The 25045-nt window shown below is 65.9% G+C and carries 20 protein-coding genes; 3 read left to right on the forward strand and 17 right to left on the reverse strand.

Annotated elements, in window-relative coordinates:
- Positions 1-3: 3 nt before the first annotated feature.
- The 10 genes from PGB34_RS18820 to PGB34_RS18865 form a co-directional block, all read right to left on the reverse strand.
- Positions 4-354: a hypothetical protein gene (locus PGB34_RS18820; protein ID WP_271429643.1), complete on the reverse strand. Its 351-nt coding sequence runs from the start codon at positions 352-354 to the stop codon at positions 4-6.
- Between the two features lie 67 nt (positions 355-421).
- Positions 422-2902: a VirB4 family type IV secretion/conjugal transfer ATPase gene (locus tag PGB34_RS18825; RefSeq protein WP_271429644.1), complete on the reverse strand. Its 2481-nt coding sequence runs from the start codon at positions 2900-2902 to the stop codon at positions 422-424.
- Between the two features lie 120 nt (positions 2903-3022).
- Entirely contained in the window at positions 3023-3331 is a 309-nt protein-coding gene (locus tag PGB34_RS18830; protein WP_271429645.1) for a type IV secretion system protein VirB3, read from the reverse strand.
- Positions 3332-3373: 42 nt separating this feature from the next.
- Complete coding sequence (locus PGB34_RS18835; protein ID WP_271429646.1) at positions 3374-3745, reverse strand: TrbC/VirB2 family protein; 372 nt, start codon at positions 3743-3745, stop codon at positions 3374-3376.
- Between the two features lie 34 nt (positions 3746-3779).
- The gene (locus tag PGB34_RS18840) at positions 3780-4730 is read right to left on the reverse strand and encodes a lytic transglycosylase domain-containing protein (RefSeq protein WP_271429647.1); all 951 of its coding nucleotides are present in this window, start codon (positions 4728-4730) and stop codon (positions 3780-3782) included.
- Between the two features lie 38 nt (positions 4731-4768).
- The gene (gene virB11 / locus PGB34_RS18845) at positions 4769-5809 is read right to left on the reverse strand and encodes a P-type DNA transfer ATPase VirB11 (RefSeq protein ID WP_271429648.1); all 1041 of its coding nucleotides are present in this window, start codon (positions 5807-5809) and stop codon (positions 4769-4771) included.
- A 12-nt stretch (positions 5810-5821) separates the two neighbouring features.
- Positions 5822-7072, reverse strand: coding sequence for a TrbI/VirB10 family protein (locus PGB34_RS18850; protein WP_271429649.1), 1251 nt, complete (start codon positions 7070-7072; stop codon positions 5822-5824).
- Positions 7069-7830, reverse strand: coding sequence for a TrbG/VirB9 family P-type conjugative transfer protein (locus PGB34_RS18855; RefSeq protein ID WP_271429650.1), 762 nt, complete (start codon positions 7828-7830; stop codon positions 7069-7071). The genes PGB34_RS18850 and PGB34_RS18855 overlap by 4 nt, the downstream gene beginning before the upstream one ends.
- Positions 7827-8783, reverse strand: coding sequence for a virB8 family protein (locus tag PGB34_RS18860; protein WP_271429651.1), 957 nt, complete (start codon positions 8781-8783; stop codon positions 7827-7829). Before PGB34_RS18860 ends, PGB34_RS18855 begins: the two co-directional genes overlap by 4 nt.
- On the reverse strand, positions 8783-9346 hold the full coding sequence (locus PGB34_RS18865) for a hypothetical protein (RefSeq protein ID WP_271429652.1): 564 nt from the start codon (positions 9344-9346) through the stop codon (positions 8783-8785). Before PGB34_RS18865 ends, PGB34_RS18860 begins: the two co-directional genes overlap by 1 nt.
- A 322-nt stretch (positions 9347-9668) precedes the next feature.
- Between PGB34_RS18865 and PGB34_RS18870 the strand changes: the two genes are divergently transcribed.
- A complete protein-coding gene (locus tag PGB34_RS18870; protein ID WP_271429653.1) occupies positions 9669-9926 on the forward strand; it encodes a hypothetical protein in 258 nt (85 codons plus the stop codon).
- Between the two features lie 269 nt (positions 9927-10195).
- On the forward strand, positions 10196-11365 hold the full coding sequence (locus tag PGB34_RS18875; protein ID WP_271429654.1) for an MFS transporter: 1170 nt from the start codon (positions 10196-10198) through the stop codon (positions 11363-11365).
- A 69-nt stretch (positions 11366-11434) separates the two neighbouring features.
- Here the strand turns inward: PGB34_RS18875 and PGB34_RS18880 are convergent, their stop codons facing one another.
- The 3 genes from PGB34_RS18880 to PGB34_RS18890 form a co-directional block, all read right to left on the reverse strand.
- Positions 11435-17416: an autotransporter outer membrane beta-barrel domain-containing protein gene (locus tag PGB34_RS18880; protein ID WP_271429655.1), complete on the reverse strand. Its 5982-nt coding sequence runs from the start codon at positions 17414-17416 to the stop codon at positions 11435-11437.
- A gap of 96 nt (positions 17417-17512) precedes the next feature.
- The gene (locus PGB34_RS18885) at positions 17513-19384 is read right to left on the reverse strand and encodes a sensor histidine kinase (protein ID WP_271429656.1); all 1872 of its coding nucleotides are present in this window, start codon (positions 19382-19384) and stop codon (positions 17513-17515) included.
- Positions 19372-20064: a response regulator transcription factor gene (locus PGB34_RS18890; RefSeq protein ID WP_271429657.1), complete on the reverse strand. Its 693-nt coding sequence runs from the start codon at positions 20062-20064 to the stop codon at positions 19372-19374. Before PGB34_RS18890 ends, PGB34_RS18885 begins: the two co-directional genes overlap by 13 nt.
- A 360-nt stretch (positions 20065-20424) precedes the next feature.
- On the opposite strand from PGB34_RS18890, the gene PGB34_RS18895 reads away from it, so the two are divergent.
- Positions 20425-20661, forward strand: coding sequence for a toxin-antitoxin system YwqK family antitoxin (locus tag PGB34_RS18895; protein ID WP_271429658.1), 237 nt, complete (start codon positions 20425-20427; stop codon positions 20659-20661).
- A gap of 38 nt (positions 20662-20699) precedes the next feature.
- On the opposite strand, the gene PGB34_RS18900 is transcribed toward PGB34_RS18895, so the two are convergent.
- The 4 genes from PGB34_RS18900 to PGB34_RS18915 form a co-directional block, all read right to left on the reverse strand.
- Positions 20700-21209 (reverse strand): hypothetical protein, encoded by a 510-nt coding sequence (locus tag PGB34_RS18900; RefSeq protein WP_271429659.1) that lies wholly within the window; start codon positions 21207-21209, stop codon positions 20700-20702.
- Between the two features lie 185 nt (positions 21210-21394).
- Positions 21395-22810, reverse strand: a complete 1416-nt coding sequence (locus PGB34_RS18905; RefSeq protein WP_271429660.1) for an IS1182 family transposase — start codon at positions 22808-22810, stop codon at positions 21395-21397.
- A 101-nt stretch (positions 22811-22911) separates the two neighbouring features.
- Positions 22912-23781 carry a LysR substrate-binding domain-containing protein gene (locus PGB34_RS18910; protein ID WP_408647920.1) on the reverse strand — a complete coding sequence of 290 codons (870 nt, stop codon included), beginning with the start codon at positions 23779-23781 and terminating at the stop codon, positions 22912-22914.
- A gap of 26 nt (positions 23782-23807) precedes the next feature.
- Positions 23808-24719, reverse strand: coding sequence for an SMP-30/gluconolactonase/LRE family protein (locus PGB34_RS18915; protein ID WP_271429662.1), 912 nt, complete (start codon positions 24717-24719; stop codon positions 23808-23810).
- Positions 24720-25045 lie beyond the last annotated feature (326 nt).

A 25045-nucleotide genomic window follows, 5' to 3' on the forward strand; every position in this document is an offset into this window, starting at 1 on the left:
CGCTTACGGGACGCGGCCCCATTGGCTCATGATGGCGTTTGAGATGGCTTGGTTGCCTGGGGTATTGGTGGAGCCCTGGCAGTTGTTCATGTACTGCTGGCGCACCTGGTAGGAGATGTCTTCCCAGAACTTGACGACGGGGTAGTAGGTCCACACCGCAAGGCCGGCCGGTGAAGGCGTATGCCAGAACTGGATCGCCGACGTGCAGCTGGCGGACGGACTGCCTTGCCCAGAGACGCTGGCCATGCAAAGGTAAAGAGCGCATGGGTCGGGGGCCTGAGCGTGCGCCGGTGCACAGAGACCGGCGGTCCCCAGCGCAATTGAAAGGGCAATGGTGCGGGTGTGCAGTCCCATGGTGAACCTCCTTGATTTTTGAGAGATGGTTGAGCGGATGAGTGGAAGTCGATTGGGGCAGGGTCTTCTAAGCAATGAGCCGCGGACGCTCGGTGCGCCGAGAATCCTGGCCTCGTGGCTCAAGCTTGCCGCTGCCCTTCCGGTTGTCGTAGAAGTCCTGCAGCCATTGCTCGGGCCGCAGGTCCTCGGGCGCAACACCTTGAGCCCGAGCATTGCGCTCCAAGACCGCGTGCAGAATCTCGATGTTGTCGGTCGAGGCTGAGATCACCGCAAGCGCGTCATCCATTCCGCGCAGGTCAAGTTGGCACACCGACGACATGTGGCCCTGCTTGACCAGAAAGCGCCGCGACCGTTCGTCGAGGCTGACGACAACCTGGTACTCGGATTCGGTAAGCTTCAGGCCATCGATGTAATCCTCGCGGCTGGCGTTGGGATTGGGCAGCAGGATCATCGTGGCAGTCTGCTCAATGAGGGCTGCAGAGATGTCGCTGCTCAGGGCATCTTCCGGACTCTGGGTGGCGAAGATGCCCATGCCGTTCTGCTTGCGAATGGTCTTTTGCTTGTTCTTCGCGAATTCCTTGAGAGCCCCGCCGCCGTCGAGGATCTTCCAGAACTCGTCCATGACGTAGATGAGACGGCGCCCGTCGATCAATGCTTCAAGTCGATGAAGCAGATAGTTAATGACCGGGACTCGAACTTCAGGGTTATCGATGATGTCGGTGTAGTCAAATCCGATGATGTTGGCTTTGTGCAGGTCGATGGTGTCGCGCGCGTTGTCGAAAACCCAGCCGAGCGAGTTTCCCGCGGTCCACTTGCGCATGCGCACAAAGAGCCCATCGTCGCCCATGTTCGGCAGGCTCTTCTGAAAGTTGGTCATCGTGCGCAGATTCATGGGCGTGTCGAGGATGGCTTCGACAGCACGGTAGATCTCCTCTTCCTCGCGAGATGTGTACGCAGCCTTGCCCGCCAAAACTTTGATGAGGCCAGCAAGGAAGTGGACGTTGGCTTCTGTGAACCCACAGTGGAAAGGATTGAAGCCGGTGGGCTGCCCGTTCTCGAGTGAGAGGTAGTTGCCTCCGCAGGCTCGCACGAAGATCTCTGCGCCGCGATCCTTGTCGAAGAAGAAGATCGTCGGCGCCGGGTCCAACTTCTGCACTTGGCTCAGCAGGAAGTTAATGAGCGCCGTCTTGCCGGTGCCGGACTTGCCGATGACCATCGTGTTCGCGATGGCCTTCTCGCCCAGGGAGTTCTCACCTGGCAGGGTGGCATGAAAGTTGAAAAAGTAGGGCTGACCGTTGACGGTCTGCAACGTGGTGACGCAATCGCCCCAGGGATTGTTCTCTCGCTTCCCGATTGCAAAGTTGTGCAACGGCGAGAGCCCCAGAAAATTGAGCGAGCTGACGTTGGCCAGGCGCGTGCGGTACTTCCAGTTCCCAGGAAACTGCGCATAGAAGGCGGCGCTGACGGCCAGGTCTTCTTTCACCGAAACGAAGCCAGCGTTGGACAACTCCGCGCGTGTGGTCGCGATGTGCTGGGAAAGCGTGGCCTGGTCAGGCGCATACACGGCGATGCTGAAGTGATACTGCCCGAGCACAAAGTTGCCTGAAGACAACTGGTCCATGGCCTGCTCTAGCTCCACGATCTGGCTGACGGCTTTGTCACCCGAGGAGATCATCATGCCGCGGGTGCGCTCGAGCGTCTTGAGCGCATCATGCCGACCCATCGGGCTGAATGAGTGGGTGATGACGTACTCGAAATCCAGGTACTTCAAGCCATTGAGGATCCCGGGGAACGTGCCGTCAGGGTACTCCTTGATGTTGAGCATGGCTCCAAAGTGGTTCTCGCCCGCGGGGGTGCTGATCACGAAGTCACCCGTCTTTGCGGAGAAGCGCTGTCGGCTGACCGGCAGATAACGGTAGACCGGAGCCTTGAGCACCGGAACCGGTTCATCAATGCGGTTGAGCAGATAGCCGAAGAGCTCCAAGGTCTCCGAGAACACGATACCGTTGGTCGCCTCATACATGCGCAGGCGCACGGGGGCATAGTCCTTGAGGACCGCTTCCATGTTGCTTGCCAGCTCGAGCACCTTGTCGATGGCCTGCTGTTGTTCGTTTGCCAGCCGAACGGTGTCGGCGGACTTTTCAACGAAGCGTTTTCCGCTGACGACAGGCCGGTAGATCAGCGTCACATACAGCTCGTTCTGCATGAGCTTCTGCGCAGACAAGGCCTTGAAGTAGCTCTGAGACAGCTCCTGGTTGAAAGCCTCCTTGAAACGGGCGTGGTCATCCACGCTGCGACGACGGCGAACATCGTGAACCCAGAACGCGACATTGGTGAAGTCGGGCGCACGCAGTGTTTGCACCATGCGATTGAAGGTGTTGTGCCTGTGCTCGATGTCCCATTCTTCACGGCCGACAAAAGGCAGACCATCCAATCGCCATGTCATGAAGTAGTCTCCGCCAGTGGTTTTGAGGACCGTCGGCGAAACGTGGGTGGACAACGGCACGAACTCGCTGATAGGCGTGTCGGGGCTGAACGTGGTGGACATGGCTGGTGCCGAAAATTTCTTCAGAAGCAAACAGAGCTGACCGCCGCGGCGGAGCCTGGGAGTCGGGCTGCACCGGCCGCAGCGGCTGTGGCGTGGGGAATGGCCTGGGTTTCCTGGGTATCAGACATGGTCTTTCGATTGCCCACGATGGGTGTTGGGCGTAAAGACCCACATGCCATCGTTTTGCTGGCGGTTGCGCACGCGCGTCAGAAACTGCAGCCGGAGGCCGTACAGACGAAAGATCATCTCGTCACGCTTGGCCATCATGCGCATGACAAAGATGACTGGAGGAATCATCAGCAGGCAGAACAGATTGATGTACATCGCCAGCAGCATGCAGCCGCCTGCGCCCAGGAAAAAGGGAACATAGGGCACGCCCATGAACATCGGCGGGCGGGTGCACCCGCGGAACATCGTGTTCTTCTGCATGCTGTGCCTAGGCGAAAGACTGGCCCGCTTGGACTGTTCCCATCAGTTGCAGCCGCCACCGGCGCTTCCAGAGAGAAAAAGGTTTGCAATCTGGCTGGCTGCGCCGATCAGGATGGCGCCGATGAACACGGGCGCCACGTCGCTGATGCGCTTGTGGGCGAACGAAATCTGATAGCCCGAGAAGATCACGGCGATCGTGACCACCACAATCGAGATTGCGTTCAACACCGACTTGACGTTGTTGAGGAAGCCACAGGTCGTCGAAGCCAGATCGGTGGAGCCCGTGACTTGAGCCAGTGCCAAGCAGGGCGCCACGATGAGTGCAGCCACTCCGACCTGGCGCAGCACGCGCAGATGTTGGCCGAGGTTGATTGCATCGATTTGGCGTGCCGAAGAGCGAGCGAGATGAGTCATGAGAACTTCCTTCCTGATGGTTGTGATGCGAGAACTAGAAAACGAACGCTTCGTCGTCCGTGCGGGCGGACGAGGTGGGAGTGGACGGCGACCCGGACGCGCCGCCATGCAAAGGGGATGCGGAAACGGCACCCAGACTGCGTACCTGCGGCACGAAGACCTGAGTCGAGGCAGCCAAGGGCACGCTGGCTTGCGGCCTCTGAACACCTGACGCCGCGTCTCGAGCAGCCATGGCTGCTCCAGCCTGCACTTCCATCGCTGGAAGGATCGGGGCGTTCAAGTTTTTCGCGTGAGAGGGAGCTGCCGCCCGAACGCTTGCGGGCACCGCGATACCAGCCCCATTGAGTACAGGTCTCGCAGCATCAGCGGAGAGCAGCGGCGTCACGCGCATGGCGATCCGCGACTCGGCAGAGGAAGGCTCTGCCGAAGAAGTTGCTGGCGCCGAAGGCACGCGTACAGGGGTAGCTGATTTCGGCCCCTGATCGTTGAGCAACTGCACTGGGATCGGGGGCACGACCGACGCTTGGGGGGCCTGCGTGGTCAGGCTGGATCCGCGGCTGATCGAGTCGTAAATCTTCTGGACATATCCATGCCGAAAGCCTGTCACGAAGTCGCCGGAGTAGTAGCAGCTGAAGGCTTTGCCCCAGTTGCCTCCGGCACTCGAGCGGCAAGCAGCGAGGATGGCCGCGCCTGCAGTCAAGTTGGCACACCGGTCGAATGCCTTCTCGGGGGTGTCGAGGCCATATCTTTGTAAGTTGGCCTTGTTCACCTGCGCAACGCCCACCGAGTAGTTGTAGCCGGCGGTTTCGAGCATACGAACCGTAGCGCTAGCCTCGGCCAAACTTCTGGGCTGCCGCACCAAGCGGCCGCCGACGACGCCAATGGCGAATGGATTGGCGCCCGACTCGACTTCAACGAGGTGGCGCATCACCGTAGCGGGGACTGCGAGATTGGGACAGTCCACAAAGTCCAGAGCAGGGAGCATGAACGGTGCCTCTTTTTTTCCACGAACGTGGCGGCGGCCTAAGCGACCACATCCCCCAGCGCACGCCCGGGATTGAAGTCGATGCCGGTGATGTAACGCCGGCCCGCGTGAGCCTTGATGTGCACCACGACGTCGATGGTCATCATCAGCAGGCGCTTGATGACGCCGAACTCCAGGCCAGCGCCTTCAGCCGACGCCTTGACCATCAGCGCCAACTGATCCCAAGTCTGTTCAGTGCTGCCCGAATGGCAGCTGGTGATGGAACCTGGGTGTCCGGAAGCGCAGTTCCGAATGAAGTAGAAGGATTCATCGCCGCGCAATTCCGCCAGAATGATCCTGTCGGGCTTCATCCGCAGGCAGGCTTCCATGCAGACCTTCGCTGTGATGTTGGCAGAGCTTTGACCACCCTTGGAGTACAGAAGATGCACTGCGTTCGGCTGTTCGATAAACAGCTCCCGCGCATCCTCGATCGTGACCAGGCGTTCATCCGCGGGTATGTGGTTCACCAGAGACTTCATGAAGGTGGTCTTGCCGCTGCCCGTCGCGCCGGAAACAACGATGTTCTTCTTGTAGAGCACAGCTTGCTTGAAGAAGTCCGCGTACTGCCGGCAAGATCTCAGTTCCAGCAGCTCTCGGTCATGTTCACTGATGTCCGCGCGCTGCTCGAGAATTTCATTGAAGAAGCCGTCCGACTGGTACTCAGACAGCGTCCGCGTGCGCTTCGAAGGCAGGCGGATCGTGATCGATACGCGCTCTGCCTCTACGGCGGGAGGAATCACAAACTGCGCCCGTTGCCCGGTGGGAAAGGTCAGCGAAACAACAGGGTTTACATCGGTGACGCGCTGTCCGGTCTTGCTTTCATTGACCACCGTTGTGCAGAACTGCAGGGCGCGCGCGTAGGTGAGCCCTGGCACAGATTCACGGCGCCACCCTGATCGGTCCTCGAGGTACACCTCACCCGGCCGGTTCACGCAGATTTCCGTCACGTCCTCAGATTGCATGAACTTCGCAATACCAAGCACCTCGTACTGGTACTGCAGAAACTCGTTCGAGACGACGGCAATCAGGTCTGCAGACATGACGCATCCATCTCAGAAACGGGCGACCACGCCGCTGAAGTCCACGTCTTTCGCGACATAGACATTCACGACCGTTCCCTGGTTGATGGTGACCGTGTCCGGCCGGTTGGCTGCGCGCCGCACCGCCATGCTGGCCAAGCTCTGCAAAGTCTGTGCGGTGTAGCTCTCGAAGGGCGACTGCACGGCAATGCCCCCGCCGGTCACCGTGGTCGACTCCGGCCCGTTCTTCGCGGCGCCGTACTTGAAAGCGTCGGCGAACAAGCTGATGAGCAAGGCGGAGCCAACGCGTGAGAACCAGTGTTGGTCGAGATGTCCGGGATGGCCGGCCCCCCCCAGGTTGTCGACACCTGGGCTTGCCATGTTTACATCAATGCCATTGGGCGTGACGATGCGATCCCAGATGACAGCAAGGCGGGGACCGTTAGGCTCGGTGTCGTACTTCCCAAGTACTTTTGAGCCCTTTGGAAGAAGCAGCCGCTTGCCGTTCACGGAGTACACCGGCTCCGTCACCACGCACGATGTGAACCCTGGGATGTCAGTGATGATGCGTGTTTCCAGAACGCAACGCAGGTAGGTGCCGCGGACCATGAGGGCGTCAGGGTGCAGAAGAGGCTCGGCACTGGCGGTGGGCGCCAAGGGTTTGGCGCGGTAGGCGCTGTTCGGCCCGATGGCCGGCTCAGCGCCCGGCACTCCTTGGATTCCGGGTATACCCGCCAGGCCAGCAAAAGGGGCCACCGGGTTCGCCACAGCCGGCTGCGTTGCATCGCCGGCTACGGCAACGGTGCCCGGACCTGCACCCATGCGACGCTCCATCAATGAGGGCCCCTGGGATACCGGCCGGGGCGCGGCTACCGGAGGAAGCGGAGGCGCACTTAAGGGAATTGGCTCGGCAGCAACGATAGGTGCGGCCGTAGGAGGAGGAGGCGATGGAAGCGGCGGCGGCGGCTTTGGGGCCGCCGGCACGGTGACCAGTTCTTCGCGATGCTGTGTCTTCTCGCTGCGCATCACGTTGCCAACCATCCATATGCCGGCCAATCCCAGAAGGAGCACCAGCGCCACCAGGAATCCGATTGCGCGCATGTTCATGCGCTGCTGCTCGCTCGATCTGAGCTGTGGTGCTTGTGCATCCAGATCCGGCATCGCCGGCTGCTCCATACGCGCAGCGTAGGGATTTCCGGGAAGAGCAAACAGGTCTTCCCGGCCGGGCTCTTCGGGAGGATGCTGTGGGTCAGCATCGCCGGTGGTGTGAGGATGCTGGTTCACTTTGCACTGTTCCTGCGAAGGCCGATGACGTTGTCGCCATGACGGACCACCAGATAGGGGTAGGTGCCGTGAACGACGATGGTGTTTCCTTCCACAGTGGTATTCACCACAGAGTCCTCATCACGCTCGTTCTGACGCATGTAGACCGTGGGGAAGTTGCCGGTAGGGAACTGTTTCAAGTCGCTCATGCGCAGGTACGTGAAGCGAGCGTCGTCGTAGACGCTCACAGGCGTCAACCAAGGCGCCCCAGCGCTGTCTGTCGCGTAGTCATAGTTGAAGTTGTAGCTGCGGTCCTTGAGCAAGGCGGTGCTCATGGCTGGGGCCTGCGCCACTCTCTTGGCTTCTTTCGAAAAGCTGGTTTCAGCCGGATAGGTGAACTTGATCCGGTACTGAACACCCGCTTTGCGCGCCTGTTCCAATGTTCGCCAATCCGTCGCCACGACCCTGAGCTCAAAGATGTAGGAATGCATCGCGGTGCGAATCATCAAGTTCGTGTCCACATCCACGTTCTTGGGTTTGAGGTAGAACACGTTGTCGCGTCGGTTCAGGTCCCAGCCGGTGCTGAAACCCGTGCTGTAGTCCAGGATCCTTTCTTCGGGACTCAGCTCAATTTGCGTTGTGATGCCTAGCCCTGTGCGCACGGCATAGATGCCCTCGGGTTGATATTCGTACTCCTGCACTGTCTGGGCGACAGCCGGCAAGAATGCGAACAGAGTCACAGCGAGAACCGCTGCTTCATATGAAATGAGAGGCTTCATGGGCGACGCGCTCCTGAGCGCGGTGTGGCAGCTGCAGGTGCAATGGGTGCAGTGGCCGCAGAGGTGGGCGAAGGAAGACCCGCACCCGAGAGCGGGGGTGCTGGTGCGGTCGGCGCAGGGATTGAGGGCAGTTGCAGGCTCGCGCCTTCAGACGAAGCCTCGGGCGCAAACGGTGCACGCGACGCGCTCTCAGTTGCCCTTTCCAAAGGCAGCGCCTCTTCCGGGGGCGGAGACGCGAAATCCGAGTCAACCCGATAGTCGGTCACCTGAAAACCCAGCGGGTTCTCAATGCGCTGCTGCTCGTTCATCTTCAAGTTGGCCTTGTAGGTAAAGGCCAGAGTGGCGATCTTTGCGTCGAGCGGTTGGGTGCCGCCGGTCTGTTTGTCGAACACGCTGCGCTGAAAGCGCACGGTAGCGCCGCTGGGAGGAACGCTCGCGCTTCCTCCGATCAGGGTGATACTCAGGATCCGCGTGCGTATCGCCCGGTTCTTGCCGTATACCTTGTACGGATTAACAGGGTTCAGCTCCGAATAAAGGTTGGTGTAGCCAGAAGCCACCTCTGGCGAGGACATGGTCAGGACGGTGGTCCAGTCGCGCAGGTTGGTCAGCGCGAGGTCATACGACTCCCGCGCTGCTATGTAGTGGGCAACGTTGCTGCGATTGATTGCCTCGCTGGTCGTGATGCGCTGGAGGTTTCCCTCATCGGTCAGCCGCGCTGCGGTGCTGGTTCCTGTGTATGCATCTGCGATCACCAGGTACGGAACCTTCTCTTTCAGCGGGAGTATGTAAAAGTAGCCGCCCAGAAGAATGAGCGCCATGACGATGGCACAGCACGCTACCCACCATGCACGCCTTTCGCTGCGAGCGGCAATTTCCGCAATGCTGAGTTCGAAGTTGACCGACTGCGAGATCGCATCTTCCATCTTCGAAGAAGAGGGCTTTCTCTTGAGCATCAGGGCCTCGTGCTCGCAACACCGCTGGCCTGCTGTACCACAATGCGCCGCCCGTCGGCCACGGCGGCGAGTCCTTGCGGGGCATAGATCTCGCTGAGATGCGCAAGTGCAGCTCGCAAGTCCGTCGTCCGAATAGTGGCGGCAGCCTTGTGCAGCGTGAAATCGGAGGTCGCTTCATAAGCCAACTGAAGATCGTTGTCAGCGGCCCAACGACCGAGCATCGCCTGAACAGTGCCGTCCATTGGCGATGCATAGAAGATATAGGAAGGGTGCAGAGGGATCTCTGCCGGAGCGGCCTGGAATCGGTTGACTGGCATCCATGAGCCTCCGAATTGCTTCGGGGCGGGCGCGCCGCACCCAGCCAGCATGCCCATCAACACAACGCCCATTCCAACCCTGGCCCGCAGGACTGGTCTCTGCCTTACCGCCGAACCATGGCGCTTGTGATTGTCAAACCCAGCCAGAACGTCAAACTGCTGAGTGGGACCTGCGCCTATGCGTATGCTCCAGTTCAACGCGCGAAACCGGCCCTCGCCCATGGATTCAACCGCACGGTCGTTCATCTGTGCCCTCCCTTAAGAGCCTGCTTATTAGTTCAAAAATTCTAGTGAGCGGTAGTGCGAATTGGCATGACGGATGCCTCATGACCTCCAAATTGATGCGCAATGCAAGAATTTGTCACATCGTGCAAGTGCTTGATTTCAGTAGGGACCGATTTGGTATCCAGGTAAAGGGCCGATCGCTGCCAGGGCTCCCCGCCGTCGCGACGTCGAAGGCTCCGAGCCAGCGCACAGAGAGCCTGGGCGGCTCGATGCGCGAGGTTGTTTGAAAGCTCATGCATCTGCGCAGCGCTCTGCCATTGGGCAGAGCGCGGACGGTCGCGCCATGGCCCTTGGACGCTCTTTTGAAACCGCCGACTACAAGCTCTTCCCCTCGCCGCGCAACGAGCACCGCATCGTCTTCGAACACCAGGTGTTCGTGCCGCAGCCCTATGCGCTGGTCGACTTGCCCAGCTACGACCTCAAGGGCCGCTACAGCCTGTTTGCCGCCTGCCGGTTGTCGGACGGCAAGATGGGGCAGTTGGTGACGCTGGAAGATGAGGCGGATGTGGGGAGGTTCCATGCGAGGTTTGTGCCCGACTGATTGAGCAAAGCTCAACTTCATGGCCCCTGCCGCAGCCGATGCACAATCGGCCTCGAGTTCACAAGCTCATCGCATTGCGCCATGCGCGCGGCCCTCACCCGGCCCTCAAGGCCCGGTGAACCCAAGCTCCTGTTGACCCGACAAGAGCCACTCAGTGCCCATCCACAGGGATGGGGCTCGTGTTGTCGTCAGGTCATCCGCCCTCTCTTTCAAAGAGCCGGCGGTTTGGGGAGCACTGCATGCTTTCGCACCATCCAAGCGGGCCGCCGTTGGCGTTGCTCATCGGCTTGTCCGCGCTGGGCGTCTTGCCGTTCAACATGTTCGTGCCCTCATTGCCGAACATCGCAACGGAGTTCGAGACTGACTTCGCCACGGCCAACGTCGCCGTGGCAGGGTACGCGGTGCTTACGGCGTTCACGCACCTGATCGCAGGCGCACTTTCCGACCGCTTCGGGCGCAGACCTGTTCTGCTGGCTGCATTGGCGATCTTCGTGATCGGCTCCGCGGGTTGCTGCCTGGCCGGGAGCATCCACATCTTCCTGGGCTTTCGGATGCTCCAGGGAAGCGCCGTTGCGGGGTTCGCCCTGTCTCTGGCCATGATCCGGGACACGGCGGGCGAGCGGATGACCGCGCAGGTCGGATATGTCTCGTCCGCCTATGCCCTTGCGCCAATGCTCGGGCCCTCTCTTGGCGGGCTGCTGGACGGCTGCTTTGGCTGGCGCGCGAACTTCGCTGTCTTTGTGATTCTGGGCGCCAGCGCCATGCTCCTGGTTCTGCGCTATTTTCCTGAAACGCACCTGCGTCGGTCCGCATCCATGGCGCAGCAATACAAGGGCTATGGCCGGCTGCTGCGCTCTGCGCAGTTCTGGGCTTATGCGCTTTGCATGGCGTTCGCCATTGGAACGCTGTATGTGTTCATCGGTGGCGCGCCCATGGTGGCCGCGCAGGCCCATGGCGCCTCCTCGACCACCATGGTCGGCATCTACCTGGGCCTTGTTCCTGCAGGCTTCGTGGTCGCGAGCTATGCAGTGGCGCGGCATGGTTCGCACCTGCCTTCCTCCGGCCTGATCGTCGCGGGGCGCCTGCTGACTTGCACGGGTCTGCTGATCGCTGCGGTGTTGGCCGCGTTGCAGGTCCATCACCCCCTTGCCTTCTTTGGCCCATGCATCTGCGTGGGGCTCGGCAACGGATTGACGATGCCCGTGACCAACGCTCGCGTGCTTCGCCTCTACGCCGAGCTGTCCGGCACGGCCCTGGGCCTGGCATCGGCGATCACGACGGCGGGCGCTGGGGTCATCGCATTTGCCGCTGGCCTGCTGATCGAGGCGTCGAATGCCCGCGTCCATGTCCTCGCAGCAATGCTGACGACGTCGCTGCTTTCCCTGTGCGCTGCGGCGCTCATCCTTCGCTGGGAATCAAGGGCTGGTGATGTTGCCTGACAGGAACGCGGCTGTTCTGCATCCACCACCGGCACCACGATCCGCTAGAAGGCGCGCTCGCGCGCAGGCCTACCAGCGCACCTTCACCCCCAGGCTGCCGTTGAGCCCGCTCCCGTTGCGCGCCTGTCCGCCCGAGGCCCAGAGCTTGCCGGCCTCGCCGTACACGCTCACCGTCGGCGTGACCTGCCAGTCGGCGCCGACGGCCAGCTCGGTGCTGCTGCCGCCCGTGCCGCTGAGGATGTCGGCCAGGCCGCCCGGCGCGGCGAAGCGCGTGCGGTCGGTGCCGCCGCCGCCGCGGTGGACGTTCACCCGCGCATAGGGCCGCAGCGGGCCGCTGCGGGTGTCGATCTCGCCTTTCACGCGCACGCCCACGCGCGCCTGCCAGCCGTTGTGCAGGTCCTGCTGCACGGTGGTGGCGCCGACCAGGGCCACGTCGTCCAGGCGCAGGCGCTGGTGGATCAACTGCAGCTGTGGCTCGACCTGCCAGCCGGGGGCAATGGCCCAGGCCTTGCCGACCTCGACGGAGGCCAGCAGGCTGCGCCCCTTGCCGCCGCTGCTCGCGCCCAGGCCCGAGCCGGCGGTGTAGCGATGGCGCCCGGCCTGGACCACGCCGTCCACGTACAGGCCGTCGCTGCCCTTCCACGTGAGATAGCCGCCCAGGAACTGGCTGCGCAGGTCGTTGCTGCCGGCCGCCAGGCCCCACACGCCGCGCGCGAAGCCGTTGACCCGCATGTCGCCGTCGAGCTGGCCCACGTAGAGGCCGGCTTTCCAGTTGCCCTCGGCCCAGAGGTCGGTGCCGGCCTGCAGGCCCGTGAGGCGCCCGCGGCTGGTGGCGCCGACGGTGCCGCCCTGGCCGATCTCGCGGTCGATGCTGATGACGCGGCCCCAGGCCTGGCGCCGGCCGGCTTCGGGATGCGCACCGTCATCGCCAACGCGCTGGTGGTGGTTGGCCAGCATGCCCAGGCTGGCCTGGCGCAACTGCTCGGGCAAGGCCGCGAACAGCGGCACTTCGGCGCGGTAGGTGGGCAGGCCGATGCCGGGGGCCGGCGATGGTGCCGGTGCCGGGCCGGGCGGCGGCGATGACAGCGTGCTGCTCAGATAGGCGCCTTCCGCCGTGCTGTTCAGCTGGTACTCGTACGCGCCCGCCAGCAAGGGCGCAGCCAGTGCAAAGGCGCCGCCCTGGATGCGCGCGCCGTCCTCGGTGCCCACCACTTCGATGCCTCGGCCGGTGGTCTGCGCACCCAGGCCGCCGACATTGCTCACCTGCACGAAGGTGTTGCCGCTGGCCACGGCGCCGGGGCCGCTGAGCAGCAGCCGGTCGCTCGCGCTGTTGTCCGTGCCCAGCGTGGTGCCCACGGCCAGCAGGCCGCCCTGCCCGACCCACGGGCCGGTGACGGTCAGCGTGGTGCCCGGCTGGCTGCCGCGCAGGCTCACCGTGCCGGCGTTGGTGATGCCCGCGACGCTCTGGTGGAAGCCGGCCAGGTCCAGCACGGCGCCGGCCGCGATGGTGTGGATTGATGCCGCGCTCAGCGCCTGCGCCGCACCGGCGCGCAGCGTGCCCTGCGCCACGTGCGTGGCGCCGCTGTAGCCGTTGTTGGCGGCGCCCAGGACCAGCGTGCCGCTGCCGCTCTTGCTGAGATCGGCATTGCCGCTGATGCCGCCGCTGAGCGTGGCGGTGTTCGGGCCGGTGTCGAAGGTGGGATCGTCCTCGCCGGTGAACACGATGGGGTTGGCCAGCGCGAGGCCGTCGGCCGCGAAGGCCAGCGTGGTGCGGTCGTCCATGCGCACGATGCCCGTGCCCAGCGCCGTGCTGCTGCCCACGGCGACCGTGCCCTTGCGCACAGCCGTGCCGCCCGAGTAGCTGTTGTCGCCCGTCAGCATGGTGGTGCCGGCCCCCAGCTGCTGCAGCGCGCCCTCGCCGCTGATGGCGCCGGCCAGCGTGAGCGCATCGCTGCGGTCCACGGCCAGGCTGGCGTCCCGGGCGATGGCGATCGGGCCGGTGCCCACGCTGCCCGCCGTGCCGCCCTCGCCGAGCTGCAGCACGCCGGCCCGGATGCGCGTGTCGGCCGCGCCCAGGTCGCGGTCCAGCATCCAGGTGCCCGCCCCTTCCTTGACGAGGACGCCGGCAAAGGTGGTGCGGCCGCCAACGGCCTCGGACTGGCGCTGGCGCGTGCCGGCCGCGGCCTCCAGCGTGAGCGTGGAGGCGGTGTTCGCGCCGATGCCCAGGTCGCCCGCGATCTGGCTGCCGCCTGCCAGCGTGACGGCGTGCTGCGCCGTGCCGGCCAGCCGCACGTCGCCTGCCAGCGTGCCGGCGTTGTGCAGTTCGGTGGCGCCGCCCGACTGGATGCTCGCGTCGCCGCTGGCGGCGATCCGTCCGCCTGCGCGGTTGAGGATGCGCACCGCGCCCGCAGCCGTGCGCGCGTCGACGGCCATGCCCAGCGCGCCCGCGTTGTCCAGCGTGGCGCCGTCGCGCAGCTGGATGCCGTTGCCCAGGGTGACGCCCGCATCGACGCGCAAGGTGGCGCTGCCGACGCTGACGCCGCCGCTGCCCAGCGCGCCGCTGCCGGCGGCCACCAGCGTGCCGGCCTCGACGGCGGTGCCGCCCGAGTAGCTGTTGGGGCCGGAGAGCGTGAGGGTGCCGCTGCCGGTCGTGACCAGGCCGTTGCTGGCGCCGGGGCTGTCGGTGATCGGCGCCGAGATGCTGGCGTGCACGCCCGGCATGGTGTTGATGGTGCCGCGCGGCGCCGCGGCCGAACCGGCGGCGGGCGCGATGACCAGCGACCCCACGCCGGGCGCGCCGTCGATGGTGTAGCCGTCGGTGAGGAACTGCAGCGTGTCGAAGGCCATGTCGCCCTGCACGCGCACGTCGCCGCGCGCACCGCCGAACACGGCCACCGAATTGCCCCAGCCCACCGAGCGGCTCAGGTCGGGGTCGGGCCCGTCGGCCTGGCGGTCCAGCCAGTTGCTGGCCATGGCCTGCCAGGTGCCGCTGCCGCCCACCCAGCCGGGCGGCTCGGCGCTGTTGCCGCCGTTCCAGAACTGGATCGTCTGGCCCGCACCCTGCACCGAGAGATTGACCTGCCCCGGCGTGCCCGGCGCCGCCGGCGTGCTGGTGATCCGGTAGCTGGCGGCCGGGTCGCCGCCGATGCGCACGCTCGACGTGCCGGCATCGAAGCCGCCGCTGCGCTGGCCCATGCCGTCGCTGGTGCCGTAGTTGAAGAGGCGGTACCAGCCCGCCGATGCGGCGTTGGCCTGCAGGCTGCCGTCCAGCGTCAGGCTGCCGCCCACGTTCACCAGGTCGTTGTTCGCACCGCCCGCGGTGCCGGCCTGGCCCAGTTCGAACTGCGTGGTGGAACCCGCCGCCAGCACCAGGTCGCCGCCGATGTTCAGCGTGCCCGGGCTGTGGCCCGGCGCCAGCGTGCCGCCGCTGTTCACGCGCACCGTGCGGCCCGCGCCGCCCACCGTGCCGGTGCCGCCCAGCGTGGCGCCGGCATTGACGTCCACGTTGCCGCCCAGCGTGCCGTCCACGCGCAAGGTGCCTGCGTCGATGTGCGTGCCGGCCTGGCCCATGTTGCTGGTGCCGCTCAAGGTCAGCGTGCCCGCGCCCGCCTTGACCAGCGCGCCGGTGCTGCCCGCGAAGGCCGTGCCGGTCGCCACGTTGAAGCCGTGGGTGTCGAACACCAGGCCGCGCGCGCCCACGCCCGCGACCGGCAGGTTCTGGAAGAACTCCGACTGATCGCCCGTGGCGCGCAGCACGCCGCCATCCAGGTCCAGCGCGGCCGAGCCCTGGCCGCCCACGATCTGCGAGGTAGCGAGCACGCCGCGGCCGATGGTCTCGCCGCCAAGCAGGCGCAAGGTGCCGCTGCTGCCCGCTTCCTGGGCCAGGATGAGCGCGCGACCGGTCTGCACCAGGCCGCCGGCATCCACGCTGAGCGTGCCCCGGCCCCGCTGGCCGACGGTGAGTTCGCGGGCGCTGGTCCAGCTGGAAGCCTGCCCCTGGGCATCCGTGCCCATCACCGTCGCCGAGCCGAAGCCGCCGGCCTGTTCGCCGAGCACCCCCAGATAGCCGCTGACCGCGCCGCCCTGCGAAACCGTCAGCGTGCCCGTGCCCGCGTTGCCGACCAGGACTTCCCCCTTGCTCGTCAGGCGCGCGCCGCTGCCCGTCACGGTGATCGTGCCCTTGCCGCTCGCCATCTCCCCGAGCCGCACGCGTGCGCCCGCGGCCAGCCCGCCGGCCTCGACATGGATTTCGCCGGTGCCGTAGCGCGCCGCGCGCAGGATGCCCTGGCTGACCCACTGGGAGCCGGCCCCCCGAACCGTCACCGTGCCCCTGGACGGGGCGAGCACGCCCACGGTGGCCGCGGTGCCCTGGGCCGACACCACCGCCCCGTCCGCAATGGTGAGCGTGCCGACGCCGTCGTTGCCCACCGCCAGGTCGTCGGCGATGGTCCATGTGCTGCCGTCCCCCGTCACCGTGGCCTTGCCCTCGCCGGTGCCGTAGGCGCCGATGCGTGTCCAGCCACTGGAAAGCGCCGCCCCGGCCTCGACCAGGAGATCGGCCCGCCCGTGCTCGCCGACGTGGAATTCGCCGCCGCTGCCCGTGGTCCATGCAGTGCCGGGGCCCGACAGGCGCACCGCCGCCGAACTGCCGGCCGCGCGCCCGATGTAGCCGGCGCGGCTGGCGAGCCGGCCCCCGCCCTGGATCGCCAGCGTGCCGCCGTCCGCGGTGGCGGCGCCGCCCAGGCTGCTCGCGCCAGTGAGGCTCAGCGTGCCCGCACCCTGCTTGAGCAGCGCGCCGGCATCGCTGGCGAAGGCCGTGCCCGTCGCCACGTTGAAGCCGTTGGTGTCGAACACCAGGCCGTTGGCACCCAGGGCCACGGTCGGCAGGTTCTGGAAGAACTCCGCCTGGTCGGCTGCGGCGCGCAGGATGCCGCCGTCCAGGTCCAGCGTGGCCTGGCCTTCGCCGCGCACCAGGCCGGCGCTGTGCAGCACGCCGCGGCCTTGCGCATTGCCGCGCAGGTGCAGGCTGCCCTGGGCCGCGGAAGCGGCACCCAGGAGCACCTGCGCGGCCATGGAGACCTCGCCGCCCGCTTCGATGCGCAGGCTGCCCGAACCATCGCCGCCGACCAGCAGCTCCCTCGTCCCCGTCAGACGCCAGACGGAGCCCGTGCCCGACACCGTCACGGTACCGCCGCCTTGGTCGGAAGAGCCCACCGTGCCGCGCTGGCTCGACACCTGGGCGCCGTTTTCGATCGTGAGCCTGCCCGGGCCCAGGCGACCGACCCTGATGTCGCCGCTGCTGGTCCACGAGGAGCCCTCGTCCGTGACGCGGACCTCGCCGGTGCCGGAGGTCGCGTTCCGGTAGCCGACGTCTGTGTCGCTGTTGACGACCGTGCCGCCCTTGCTGACCGTCAGGGTCCCCAGGCCCTCCAGGCCGAGCAGGATGCCGGTTGAACTCAGCCGCGAGCCGACGCCCGTCACCTCCACCGATCCGACACCGGTGCTCTCTTCGCCCAGCACAAGGGACTCGGTGTCGAGCCTGCCGCCGGCCTCGATGACGATCGATCCACGCCCCTTCCCGCCAACGAAGATACTGCCCCGCCCGTGCTGCCACAGGGCGTTTTCCCCGGTGATGCGAACGCTTCCCTCGGCACCGGCGGCAGCACCGATCAAGGCCCTCTTGCGGACGTCCGGATCGCTCACCATCTGGCCACCCGGGCCAATGAGGATGCGGCCCGTGCCCGGGCTATCGCTGGTGCCGCCCACGAACAGGTGGGTGCCGCCCAGATCCCACGGCGATGGCGGCACCGCAGGTACCGGGGTCGGCTGCTCGCTGAAGTTGGGCGCGGTCCACACCGAGCCCTCGGTGCGCACCGGCTGGGCCGCCGCCGGCGCCGCGCCGCCCAGGGCCGCGGCCAGCAGGGCCAGCGCCGCGAGGGGCACCGCGTCGCGCCGTGCGCGACCGGGCTTGCCGCGCCCGCGCGCGCATTCGCTGGCCACCTGCCACGTGCCCGTGGCCCGGTTGAACACCACGCGATAGATCCGGTTCATCCTCGTTCTCCTGCCACTTCAAAGAAGGCTGGCGGCGAGGCTAGAAAGATCGTGTCGTGGGGTAAATCGCTGAATTCCGTGATTTCGCGGGGCGCGTCATCCCCGCGGGGCCTGCGCCTCGGGCGGCGCCAGCGGCAGCCGCAGCGCCAGCACGGTGCCCTGCGCATCGGTGCGGATCACCAGCTCGCCGCCCAGGCGCTGGGCGCGCGCGCGCATGCTTTGCAGGCCCAGGCCGCCGGGCGCGGCGGACTCCTGCGGCTTCGCCTCGAAGCCGTGGCCGTTGTCGGCCACGCTCAGCGCCAGCTGGCCGTCGGCGGCTTCGAGGCGCACCTTCACCTCGCTGGCGCCGCTGTGCTTGAGCACGTTGGTCAGCGCCTCCTGCAGCAGGCGCAGCAGGTCCAGGCTGCGCCGCGCGTCGAGCCGGCAGTCGGCCAGGTCGTGCAGCTCCCAGCGGCAGGTGATGCCCGCGGCATCCAGCAGCCGGGTGCTGCGGTGGCGCAAGGGCGCCAGGCGTTCGACGAAGCGGTCGGTGTCGTCCAGCGAGGCGCCCTCGATCAGCAGGCGCAGGTCGGCGTTGATCTCGCGCAGGGCCCACAGCGAGCCGCTGTCGACCGCGCTGCCGCGCGCCTGCAGCGCGTGGATGTGGCCGCTCAAGGTCATTCCCAGGCCGTCGTGCAGGTCGCGCACCAGGCTCATGCGCTCGGTCAGGCGCGCGCGCTCCAGCTCGCCGGCGTGCTGGCGGTGCAGCATCTGGGCCAGGCGGGCGGTCGCCGCGTCCACGCGCTCGCGCAGCTGGGCATTGAAGTGCTCCACCATCCGGATGCCGCCGATGAGGTGCAGTGCCAGCACCGAGGCCATGCCCAGCAGCATCAGGCTGGAGACGGCCGGGAAGTAATAGGTGTTGGTGGTGATGAAGCGCAGGTAGACCAGCAGGTCGTGCACCGCGGTGGCCATCGGCAGCACCACCCACACGGCCAGGGCGATGGCTTCGGTGCGGCGTGAACGCCAGGCATGCCACAGCAGCAGCGAAGCGCCGGCCAGGAAGATCGCGGCCGCCACCACCACCGCCGCGTTGCGCGCCTGCGCCAGCCACGGCACGGGCGTGAACGCCACCGCGGCGATGGCCGCCACGCAGGCGCCCAGCACCAGGCTGCGCAGGCGCGGCAGGCGCAGCTGGCCGAAATGCAGCGCAAAGAACACGAAGCTGGTGGCGCTGGCCAGCAGGAAGGCCAGGTTGGCGAACTGGAAGGTGGCGGTGTCGGGATAGGGCCAGATCTCGGTGGCGATGTAGTGGTAGCCGTAGGGCAGCCGCAGCAGCGAGAACAGCGCGAACCAGCCGTAGACCTGCTCGCTGCGGCGCAGCAGCCAGATCATGCCGAACAGCACCATCGAGGCCAGCGTCACGCCCACGCCGATCTGCAGCAGCGCGCGGCGCACGACCTCGGCGCGGTCGTAGCTGTCGGCCACCGTGCCTGCATCGCCGATCGAGACCGCCCCGAGCCCGCCGTGGTAGACCGCCATGCCCGACACCCGCACCAGCAGCTCGTTGACGCCCGGGCGCAGCAGCGGCGGCGCGATCAGCCAGTGGCGCGGCCGGTTCCACGAGCGCGACAGCGGCTCGACCAGATGGCTGTCCTGCGCGATCAGCAGGCCGTTGACCGACACCGCGCCGGCCATCGTGATCGAGTCGATCATCAGCGCCACCGGCTGCGTGGCATCGGCCTGCTGCCAGCGCAGCCGGTACCACACCACGCCTTCGTGCCCGGGCCAGCGCGCGATCCACTGGTCGGGCAGCGAGACCTCGGTCCACCCGGCCTGCGGCGGCGCGGTGGCGCTCCAGTCGCTGTGCACCGCCTCTATGCGCTCGAAGGCCGGCGGCACCGGGGAGGCCGACTGGGCCTGCGCGGCCCCCGCCAGCGCCAGCAGGCCGCACACCCACCCCAGCAGGCGATGCCTCAGCCCAGCCATCCCTGCTGCTGCGCGCTGTGCACCGCCGCGCTGCGGTTGTGCACCGCCAGCTTGCGGAAGATGTTCTTCGCGTGGGTCTCGATGGTGTTGATCGACACGTGCAGGCTTTCCGCGATCTCCCGGTTGCTGTGCCCCTGCGCCACCAGGCGCAGCACCGCCAGTTCGCGCTCGGTGAGCTCGGCCCTGTCGCCGCGCGCGGCGGTGGTAGTGGCCGCGGCGGCGGACGCCTGGGCTGGCGGCGCCTCGGCACCCGCCTGCTCTGGCGCATTGAGCTGCAGCAGGATGCGCCGCGCGATCACCGGATCGATGGGCGCGCCGCCGCGCTGCATGCTGCGCAGCGACAGCTCCATCTCCATGTCTTCGCCGTTCTTCAGCAGGTAGCCCACGGCCCCGGCGCGGATGGCCTGCAGCACCGTGGCATCGTCGCCCAGGCTGGAGACGATCACCACCTCGGCCTGCGGCGCGTGCTGCCGGATCCAGGGCAGCAGCGTGACGCCGCTGCCGTCGGGCAGGTTCACGTCCAGCAGCACCAGGTCGAAGGCCAGCGCGCCCAGCAGCGTGCGCGCCTGCGCCAGCGTGCCGACCACCGTGCACACGCCCGCGCCATACACCTGCTCGGCCACGCGCTGCATGCGCGCGCACATCGGTGGGTCGTCATCGACAACGAGGATCCGGGTCATGGGGGAGAGATCGGTTGGAGGAAGTGCTACAGGAACCACAGGACGCCCGCCGATGCGAGGCAAGGCGCGATGCCGGCGATGCTAGAGAGCGGCCGGCCCGCAGGCCATCCCGGAATTCCGTCAGGCGGCGCCGACCGTTGTTGTTGCTGCTGCCGGGCGTGTGGCGTACCTTACAGCACCGCACGAAGTGCCGGGCGTTCAAGAGTTCTGCTGGGCGTTGCGCTGTTGCTTGGTGGCTGCTGTTGGGGGGGCGGCATTGGGCTGGTTGAGCCAAGAGCAACAACTGAACAGCAGATTGAAAGGCCGCGCCGGGCGCCGTTCAGCGCAGGCGCGTGCGGCAGAATCCGGCCAGGAGCTGACGTGGAATATCCGATGCAACCAGAAGAGCGAATCGAGTACTTCAAGGACGGCAGCGTCCGTGCGCGTGGCTGGATGCTTGAGGGAATGCTGAGTGGCTACTGGGAATGGTTCCGCAAGAATGGCATACGGATGCGCTCCGGTCATTTCGAGCGCGGAGTGCAGGTTGGGGAGTGGACCACCTACGACCAGAACGGTGCGGTCTACAAGAAGACCACTATGAAGCCAAAGGGCACCTGACGGCCACTACCGGCCCTTCATGAGCTTGACTTAAGGGCTCAGTCGCAGAGTTGCGGTACGCCGTGATGCATTAGCCGCGCGGGCTCCGGGACCGCCTCTAGATGGAGGTGAATCTCTTGGTCATCCCCCAGAATTCCGCTCTCGGGAGGCGACGTGTACGCCGTGACTCTGTAGAACCCATCCGTCAAGCGAATTACCTGCTCATCATCGCAGGCGGCGTCCCAGGACATCAGTTCATACAGGTCTCGAATCTGCAAGATGCCATCACGGACCTCGACACCCAGTCGAACCTTGAAGTGGGCCTGAACTAGCGCGGCTTCGTCAGGCGGGTCAGTACGCAGATGCAAGCGCCATGTGCCAGGAGAGCCGGTGCAAAACGCGGCGATTTTCGACGAATTGATCAGCTCCGCAACATCAGCCGGGTTGGTGAAACTGCTGGTGAGGAAGTCCTCGCCTTGCGCAATGTTCGACGTTGCCCACGGCGAATGAAACACGATACCAATGCCCGAGGTCTCAAGGCAGATGGTTTGGGGCAATGTCTTTGGCATGGCAGTTCGCTGATGCTTACGGGCAAACGACTTTAATCGAACGTCCGCTTTCGGATATCGCGACCGGCTGCTATGGGCAGATTGTGTTGAAAAACTCGTCTCGAATCCTGTGCGCATAGACGATCACCGACGATTCGCAGCTCAGTTGCGGGGGCGTTGGAACCTGAGAGGCCTCGCGACCTATCTCACGCGATCCTCATTGCCACATCCGCTTCAACTGGCATCAACCACTTGGCCATTCGCCTGAGATTCTGGGCAGTTGCCGCCAGCAGGAACTCGTCCTGCGCACCACTGAGTCCGCGAAGCCGAAGTCGATCCAACTTCATGATGCGCTTGAGGTGCGCGAACAGCATCTCCACCTTCTTGCGATCTCTGCGCGACTGGCTGTACTCAGGTGTCTTTGCGATGGACCGTGCCGTCTCGCGGGCACCTTCATGGATGCTGCGGGCGATCTTGCGCGATGGCGTGTTCGGGCAGCACTGATTTTTGGCCGCACAGCCGACGCAGTCGGTCTGGCTGGCTCGGTAGATCACGGTGTCGGCCTTCGTGACGTGGCTGCGCGCGATCGTGAACCGGCGTCGCTCGTTGCGCAGCGCGTGACCTTCGGGACACACGTACTCGTTGCGCTCTGGCACCCACTGGAACTCGCCGCTCGACAGGCTACCGTCCTTGCGAACCGTCTTGTCCCACACCGGCACGTGAGGTTCGATCTGCTTGTCTTCGACCATCCAGCCAAGTAGCGGCGCAGTGCCATACGCCGTGTCGCCCACAAGCCGTCGCGGCTTGATGTCGAAGCGCTCTTCAACCCGATCGATCATGGTTCGGGTGGAGTCGACCTCTGATGTGCGATGCGCAGGCGTTGCCTGCACGTCCATGATGATGCCGCCCGAGAGATCGATCAGGTAGTTGGTCGAGTAAGCATAGAAGGCTGGACCACCCGGTGCTGCGGTCCATCGTGCAGTTGGGTCGGTCGGGGAGATGTTCCGGGATGCGGTCTGCGTGTCATGCATCCCTTCGGGCACATCGTCCGCAACCGGATTGGCCACGTCGAGCGCGTCAAGGTACTCGCGCACCGCGCGACTGCATTGGGTGCCCTGGCGCCACTGCGCGACCTCGGAGACAGGAACATGGCGCGCGCGGTTGGCGTCGGCCTTGATGATGCTGGCGTCGATGGCAAAGCCTTCGCCTTGGACCAGTCCTTCGGTCATGCAGCGGCGAAGAACCGCCTCGAAGACGAACCGGAATGCATCGCTCTGGCGAAAGCGGCCATGTCGGTTCTTAGAGAACGTTGAATGATCGGGCACTCGGTCTTCAAGGCCCAGGCGACAGAACCAGCGGTAGGCCAGGTTGAGATGGACTTCCTCGCACAGCCGACGCTCGGAACGGATGCCCATGCAGTAGCCGATGACGAGCATCCGGATCATGAGTTCGGGATCGATCGAAGGCCGGCCGGTGTGGCTGTAGAACGGCGAAAGATGTTGGCGTAGCTCGCTCAGATCGAGGAAGCGGTCAACGCCTCGAAGCAGGTGATCACGTGGGACGTGATCGTCGAGGTTGAAGGCGTAGAACAGCTGATCTTGAACGATGCTCTGACCCATCATGGCGCGTACCCCCATCGATCTGGGTACGACACCCGAACGGCACGGCAGTTCTCAGATTCGGCAGAGTTTTTCAACAGAATCGGCACATAGCAGGCCTTCACCTACCCCACCATCCAATCCACAAACGCCGCACACTCCCACCGCTCCAGCGTGCCCGGCTTCCAGCAGATGTGGTTAGCGTTGGGCGCGGGGGCGCTGCGGGGTGAGAGGCGCACCAGGCGGCCGCTGTCGAACCAGGCGGCGCCCATTTCCTCGCGCACCAGGGCCACGCCAAAGCCGCTGGCCGCGGCGTCATAGACCAGACCCAGGTCGTTGAACTGGGCACCCACGTAGGGCTCGGGCAGGGCCAGGCCGCAGGCGGCGAACCAGCTGCTCCAGGGCTCCAGCGGGCTGCGGATCAAACGGGCCTGCTGCAGTTCGGCCAAGGTGTCGAAGCCTTCGAAGGGGCCGAATTCCTTCAGGTAGCTGGGGCTGCACGCAGGGGTGACGCGGTCGTGCGTGACCACGCGCGATTCGCGATCGGCGTAGTGGCCGGGGCCGAAGCGCACTTCCAGGTCGGCCTCTTCGGCCGTCACGTCCAGCAGCGGGATGGAGACCTGGAAGGTCAGCTCCACTTCGGGATAGGCATTGCGAAAGGTCTCCAGCCGCGGCATCACGTAAACGCGCGCGAAGGTGGGCGTGACGGCCACGCTCAAGCGCGTGGCGGCCTGCGCGCCGCTGCGCGCGGGCATGCGCTGGAAAGCGGCCAGGCCTTCGCGCACGTTGGCCAGGTAGGCGGTGCCATCAGCCGTGAGCGTGAAGTCGCCACGCACGGCAAAGAGCTTGAAGCCCAGGTGCGCCTCAAGCTGGCGGATGCGGTGGCTGACGGCGCTGACGGTGACGCACAGTTCGTCAGCCGTGCGGCTGGCGCTGCGCAGGCGCGCCAGCAGCTCGAAGGTGACCAGGCACTGGATGGGCGGGATGGAGCGCATCGGCAAGAAGAAGAAAAAGCAAAGGGTCAGTCGTCGAAGAAATCGACGGGTACGCCTTGCACTTCGCTGCGCGCCATGAACACCTTTCCGGCGTGCGACTGGCGCTGCAGTTCGTCGGCGGGGCGGCCCTTGCGGCCGGTGGTGACGAACAGGGTGCGCAGGTCTTCGCCGCCCAGGCAGGGCATGGTGGGGCACTGGGCCGGCAGCGGCAGCGATTGCTGCACGGCGCCTTGCGCGTCCAGGCACAGCAGCTGCGCGCCTTCGTACATCGCGACCCAGTAGCGGCCCTGCGCGTCCAGCGTGGCGCCGTCGGGGCGGCCGCCGTAGGGCTGGCCGGCCGCCGCGCAGCCGGCCTTGTCGGCAAACTGGTGCAGCAGGCGCGCGGCGCCCAGGGTGTTGGTCTGGCTCTCCCACTCCCAGGCGCGTATGGCGTGGCTGGGCGTGTCGGTCCAGTAGAGCGTGTGCTGCGTGAAGGCCAGGCCGTTGGCGGTGGTGGCCTCGCCCAGCACGGGCTGCAGCACGGGCGGCGCGCCGGCGGGCCTTTGCAGGCAGTAGAGCGTGGCGTCGCGCGCGGTCTTGGGCTCGTTGAGCGAGCCGGCCCAGAAGCGGCCCAGCGGGTCGCACTTGCCGTCGTTGAAGCGCAGCGTGGCCGGATCGTGCGGCGCGCGCACCATCCGCTGCAGCTCAGCGCCCCATTGGCGCGCGCGGTAGATGCCGTCTCGCAGCGCGATGACCAGCCCGCCGCTGCGCGCGGGCGCCATGCAGCCGGGCTCCTGCGGCATCGGCCAGCGTTCCACCTGCACGTCGGCACCGATGGCGCCGCGCGTGCGCAGCAGCGCACGGCCGGGAATGTCGAGCCAGTAGAGGGCGGCTTCGTCGGGGTGCCAGAAGGGCGATTCGCCCAGTTCGCAGGTGCTGTTGGCCAAAGGGGTCCACATGGCGCGCATTGTGGGGGAAGGCAGGGCGCGCCGATGTATCGCCCATTTGCTGGCGGTTCGCAAAGGGCAGCGGGCATGGCCTGAAATGAAACCACCCCCACGCTCCCCCGCTTCGCGAGGTCCGCTGCCCCCCGAGGGGGTGCCTCAGTGCCTTCGGGCGGCCGGGCGCCACTGAGATGTCGGTCAAAAGTACACATATCCAGACGCTCTTGTCCGACCTGGGGCCCCCGCTTCGAGCGGGATGCTGCATGTCGTGGGCAGACGCCCGCCTCGGCCAGAGGGGTGCAGCGCACCCGCCTGCGCCCCTCGGAACTTGAAAAAGCGGA

It is taken from the genome of Xenophilus arseniciresistens (assembly GCF_028023875.1).
Lineage (GTDB): Bacteria > Pseudomonadota > Gammaproteobacteria > Burkholderiales > Burkholderiaceae_C > Xenophilus > Xenophilus arseniciresistens.